Source organism: Streptomyces chisholmiae (assembly GCF_031845445.1).
GTDB lineage: Bacteria > Actinomycetota > Actinomycetes > Streptomycetales > Streptomycetaceae > Streptomyces > Streptomyces chisholmiae.
The window spans coordinates 1-467 of record NZ_JAVREO010000144.1; the positions used below are offsets into that span (position 1 = coordinate 1).

The following is a 467-nucleotide window of genomic DNA, read 5'->3' on the forward strand; positions in this document are numbered from 1 at the left end:
GACGTCCGGGGTACGGAACCGGGGGCTGATGTGACCGAAGTGCTGGGGCAGCGCCTGACGCCGGGCCATCGACAGGGCGGTCCGGGACGCCGGGATGATCGTGGTCTGGGTGGAGGCGATGGCGGAGGTGGCGACGGCCAGCAGCAGAATCCAGTCCCAGCCGCCCAGCACGTCCCCGGCGAGCTGCGCGAAGATGAACTCCTCCTCACCCGCGTTCTCCGCCAGGAACGCCGTCCCCGCGAAGGCGACCACCGCGATCGCCACCGACAGGTAGGTCACCAGGAGCACCACCGTGGACCACAGGCCCGCCTTCCCCGGCGCGCTCGCGGAGTCCTCGGTCTCCTCGGTGAGGTTGACCGCCGACTCCCAGCCCCAGTAGATGAACACCCCGAGCAGCAGCCCGCCGGTCAGCGCGGCCCCACCGGCGCCGAACGGGTTGAGCCAGCTCGCCGAGGGTTCGATGGAGT

Annotated in this window: 1 protein-coding gene; it reads right to left on the reverse strand. The window is 71.1% G+C overall.

The window, feature by feature from the left end; all coding sequences use genetic code 11:
• Window positions 1-467 (reverse strand): amino acid permease (locus tag RM844_RS32495; protein ID WP_311671036.1); only part of this gene is annotated, 467 nt, incomplete at both ends.